Raw genomic sequence first — 4,152 nt, forward strand, 5'->3', positions numbered from 1 at the left:
GCGTCCCATAGGGGGTTCGAACCCCTGTTCCCGCCGTGAAAGGGCGGTGTCCTGGACCACTAGACGAATGGGACGCAGCCGTCTCGCTCTCTGCCTCAACGAGGTGGCGCGAATCTTACTCAAGCCCCTGGAAGCTGTCAACTGTCGGCCTGGGTTGGCCGAAGCAATGGAAAGCAGCCAAGCTATGGGTGTCTGATGAAGACGTCGCACCAGCAGGAGAGAAAGGCCATGCGCAAGAAGATCGAGAAGAGCGATGCCGAATGGCAAGCCCAGCTCACGCCGGAGCAGTACCGGGTGACTCGGCAACAGGGTACCGAGCGCCCCTTCAGCGGCGACTATCAGGTCACCGACGAGCACGGCATCTACCACTGCGTGTGCTGCAACGCGCCGCTGTTCGAAAACGAACACAAGTTCGAAGCCCACTGTGGCTGGCCCAGCTTCGACCGCCCGCTTGGCCATGCTTGCGTCGAAGAGCGCCCCGACGACTCCCACGGCATGCAGCGTACCGAGGTAGTATGTGCCCACTGCGATGCCCACCTGGGCCATGTCTTCCCCGATGGCCCACCCGAGAGCACGGGGTTGCGCTATTGCATCAACTCGGTGTCCATCGCCTTCCATCCCGGCGAATAGCCCGTCCCCTGCCCTGCCGAGGCCGCCCATCTGCTATGATGGGCGGCCTCAAACGTTTGCAGGAGTGGTACATGCTCGGCTGGTATCCGGGACACATGAACAAGGCGCGACGCCAGATACAGGGGGCGTTGCCGGAAATCGACGTGGCAATCGAAGTTCTCGACGCCCGCCTGCCCTACTCCAGCGCCAACCCCATGCTCGCCGGCCTGACCCGCCACAAGCCGGTGCTGAAGATTCTCTCGCGGGCCGACCTGGCCGACCCGGAGCGTACCCGTGAATGGGTCGAGCATTTCGACTCGCTGCCGGACACCCGGGCACTCGCCGTGACCACCACCAACGCCCGCGAACTCAAGCGCATTCCCAAGCTGTGCCATGAGCTCGCCGGGCAGGTGCGCGCCGACCGCGACGTGCGGGTAATGGTCATGGGCATCCCCAACGTGGGCAAGTCGACCCTGATCAACGGCCTGGCCGGCAAGGCCATCGCCAAGACCGGCAACGAACCGGCGGTAACCAAGCGCCAGCAGAAGGTACGCATCCAGGGCCGCGTGGCACTGATCGATACTCCCGGAGTGCTGTGGCCGAAGATCGAGGATCAGGCCAGTGCCTATCGCCTGGCCGCCACCGGTGCCATTCGCGATACCGCCATCGACTACGTCGACGTAGCGGTGGTCACTGCCGCCGAGCTCGCCCGGCGTTATCCCGAGGCGCTCCAGGCCCGCTACAAGCTGACCGAGCTGCCGCCCTACGCCGCCAACCCTCAGGCCGCCCAGGTCGAGGCCGCCGGCCCCCAGCGCATCGACCTGCTGGCCGTGGCCGGCTTCGACGGCCATGCGATCCTGACCGAGATCGCCAGCCGCCGGGGCGGCCTGCGCCCCGGCGGCGAGGTCGACCTGCACCGCGGTGCCGAGGTGCTGCTGCATGAGCTGCGTGACGGAAAGCTGGGCCGGCTGACGCTGGAGACGCCTGACGACATCCCGGCCCCGGCGGAAGACGAGGAAGTCATCGCCGACGCAGCGAACAACGATAGCGGCAACGCCGATACTTCAGCATAATCACAGAGTTCCGGCAGCGCGCGTCTGACCGGAACCACCGGACACCACTGGAATCTCGGACACTCAATGGACACGCCCACCCTGTTCAGGAAATCGCACAAGCTCGACAACGTCTGCTACGACATTCGCGGCCCCGTGCTCGAGCACGCCAAACGGCTGGAGGACGAAGGTCAGCGCATTCTCAAGCTCAACATCGGCAACCCCGCCCCGTTCGGCTTCGAGGCCCCGGAGGAAATTCTCCAGGACGTGATGCGCAACCTGCCCACCGCCCAGGGCTACTGCGATTCCAAGGGTCTCTACTCGGCGCGCAAGGCGATCATGCAGGAGTGCCAGCGCAAGGAGATCCCCGGCGTTGGCATCGAGGACATCTACATCGGCAACGGCGTCTCCGAGCTGATCGTGATGGCGCTGCAGGCGCTGCTCAACGACGGCGACGAGGTCCTGATTCCGGCACCCGACTATCCGCTATGGACCGCCGCCGCCAACCTCGCCGGCGGCCACGCCGTGCACTACCGCTGCGACGAGCAGGCCGACTGGGCACCGGACCTCGCCGACGTGCGCGCCAAGGTGACCGGCCACACCCGCGCCATCGTGATCATCAACCCCAACAACCCCACCGGCGCGGTTTATCCACCCGAGGTGGTGCGCGAACTGCTGGCCATTGCCCGCGAGCACGATCTCGTCGTGTTCTCCGACGAGATCTACGACAAGATCCTCTACGACGATACCGAGCACATCTCCACCGGGGCGCTGGCCGACGAGGACCAACTGGTGGTGACCATGAACGGTCTCTCCAAGAGCTACCGCTGTGCCGGCTTCCGCTCCGGCTGGATGATCCTCTCCGGCGGCGTGGCCATGCAGCGGGCCAGGGACTATATCCAGGGCATCAACATGCTCGCCTCGATGCGGCTGTGTGCCAACGTACCGGCCCAGCACGCCATCCAGACGGCACTGGGCGGCTACCAGTCAATCAACGACCTGATTCTGCCCGGCGGCCGTCTGCTGGCCCAGCGCGACATCACCTATGAGAAGCTCAACGCCATTCCCGGCGTGAGCTGCACCAAGGCCAAGGGGGCGCTCTATGCCTTCCCGCGGCTCGATCCCAGGGTCTACCCCATCCAGGACGACCAGCGGCTGGTACTCGACCTGCTGCTGCAGGAGAAGATCCTGCTGGTGCAGGGCACGGCCTTCAACTGGCCGGAACCCGACCACGTGCGCATCGTCACCCTGCCTTGGGCCGATCAGCTCGGTGACGCCCTGGATCGCTTTGCCCGCTTCCTGTCGCGCTACCGTCAGTAAGCCCCGTTACGCTTCGATTTACGGCCTAGCCTTGAAACCTCCTTCAACGGGCCGTATCTAATCAGCAGATTTTGCAAGGGCCGCAGCGCCGGCCCGCGCCCTATGAACGGAGATTCCCACGATGATGAGAATATTGCTCTTCCTGGGCACCAACCTGGCGGTAATCGTCGTTGCCAGCATTACGCTACGCCTGCTTGGGGTGGAGGGTTACCTGACCGAGCAGGGCATGAACTTCAACGCCCTGCTGATTTTCTGCTTCATCTTCGGCATGGCCGGTTCGATGGTTTCGCTGTTCATCTCCAAGTGGATGGCCAAGCGCTCCACCGGTACGGTGGTGATCACGCAGCCGAGCAATGCTACCGAGAAGTGGCTGCTCGACACCGTGGCCGAGCTTTCGCAGCAGGCCGGGATCAAGATGCCGGAAGTGGGCATCTTCCCCGCACAGCAGTCCAACGCCTTCGCCACCGGCTGGAACAAGGACGACGCCTTGGTGGCGGTCTCCGCCGGCCTGCTCAACCGCATGCGCCCTGAAGAGGTGCGTGCGGTGCTGGCGCATGAGATCGGCCACGTGGCCAACGGCGACATGGTCACCCTGGCGCTGATTCAAGGTGTGGTGAATACCTTCGTAATGTTCTTCGCCCGGGTGGTGGCCCATCTAGTGGACAATTTCCTGCGTTCGCGCAACGAGGGTGCAGGGCTGGGTTTCATGGGCTACTTCGCCGTGGTGATCGTCGCCGAGATCGTATTCGGCCTGATCGCTTCGGCCATCGTCGCCTGGTTCTCGCGCTTCCGCGAATATCGTGCCGATGCGGCCGGTGCCCAGCTCGCCGGTTCCGGCGCCATGATCAACGCCCTGGCCCGGCTCAAAGCCGAGAGCAACATGCCCAACCAGATGCCGGAAACCCTGACCGCCTTCGGCATCAATGCCGGGCAGACGCGCAAGATCATGGAGCGCCTGTTCGCCAGCCACCCGCCGCTGGACGACCGGATTCGGGCATTGAAGGAAGCCGCTTACCGGTGAGGCTGCGCCTTTCCTGTAAGCACAAGGGCCCGTCGAATTGAACTGACCCCCAATAGTTGGACGGTTCATTCAGGCGGCCCCAAGGCCTGGGCTCTGTACTCTACAGGGCTCAGGCCTTTTAGCTTCACCTTGATGCGCTCATGGTTGTAG

General features: G+C 64.1%; 5 protein-coding genes and 1 tRNA gene. 4 read left to right on the forward strand and 2 right to left on the reverse strand.

Going from position 1 to position 4,152, the window contains the following annotated elements:
- Position 1 precedes the first annotated feature (1 nt).
- Positions 2 to 74 (reverse strand) — tRNA-Glu (locus tag HBJ55_RS22165).
- 154 nt (positions 75 to 228) lie between these two features.
- Between HBJ55_RS22165 and msrB the strand changes: the two genes are divergently transcribed.
- From msrB to htpX, 4 genes are all read left to right on the forward strand, one after another.
- Positions 229 to 630: a peptide-methionine (R)-S-oxide reductase MsrB gene (gene msrB, locus HBJ55_RS22170; protein ID WP_167120454.1), complete on the forward strand. Its 402-nt coding sequence runs from the start codon at positions 229 to 231 to the stop codon at positions 628 to 630.
- Between the two features lie 71 nt (positions 631 to 701).
- A complete protein-coding gene (gene ylqF, locus HBJ55_RS22175) occupies positions 702 to 1,682 on the forward strand; it encodes a ribosome biogenesis GTPase YlqF (protein WP_167120457.1) in 981 nt (326 codons plus the stop codon).
- Positions 1,683 to 1,748: 66 nt separating this feature from the next.
- Entirely contained in the window at positions 1,749 to 2,981 is a 1,233-nt protein-coding gene (locus tag HBJ55_RS22180) for a pyridoxal phosphate-dependent aminotransferase (protein ID WP_167120460.1), read from the forward strand.
- A gap of 121 nt (positions 2,982 to 3,102) precedes the next feature.
- Positions 3,103 to 4,002: a protease HtpX gene (gene htpX / locus HBJ55_RS22185; RefSeq protein WP_167120463.1), complete on the forward strand. Its 900-nt coding sequence runs from the start codon at positions 3,103 to 3,105 to the stop codon at positions 4,000 to 4,002.
- 65 nt (positions 4,003 to 4,067) lie between these two features.
- Here the strand turns inward: htpX and HBJ55_RS22190 are convergent.
- On the reverse strand, positions 4,068 to 4,152 hold an 85-nt coding region (locus HBJ55_RS22190; RefSeq protein ID WP_167120466.1), incomplete at its 5' end, for an IS3 family transposase.

It is taken from the genome of Billgrantia bachuensis, assembly GCF_011742165.1.
GTDB lineage: Bacteria > Pseudomonadota > Gammaproteobacteria > Pseudomonadales > Halomonadaceae > Halomonas > Halomonas bachuensis.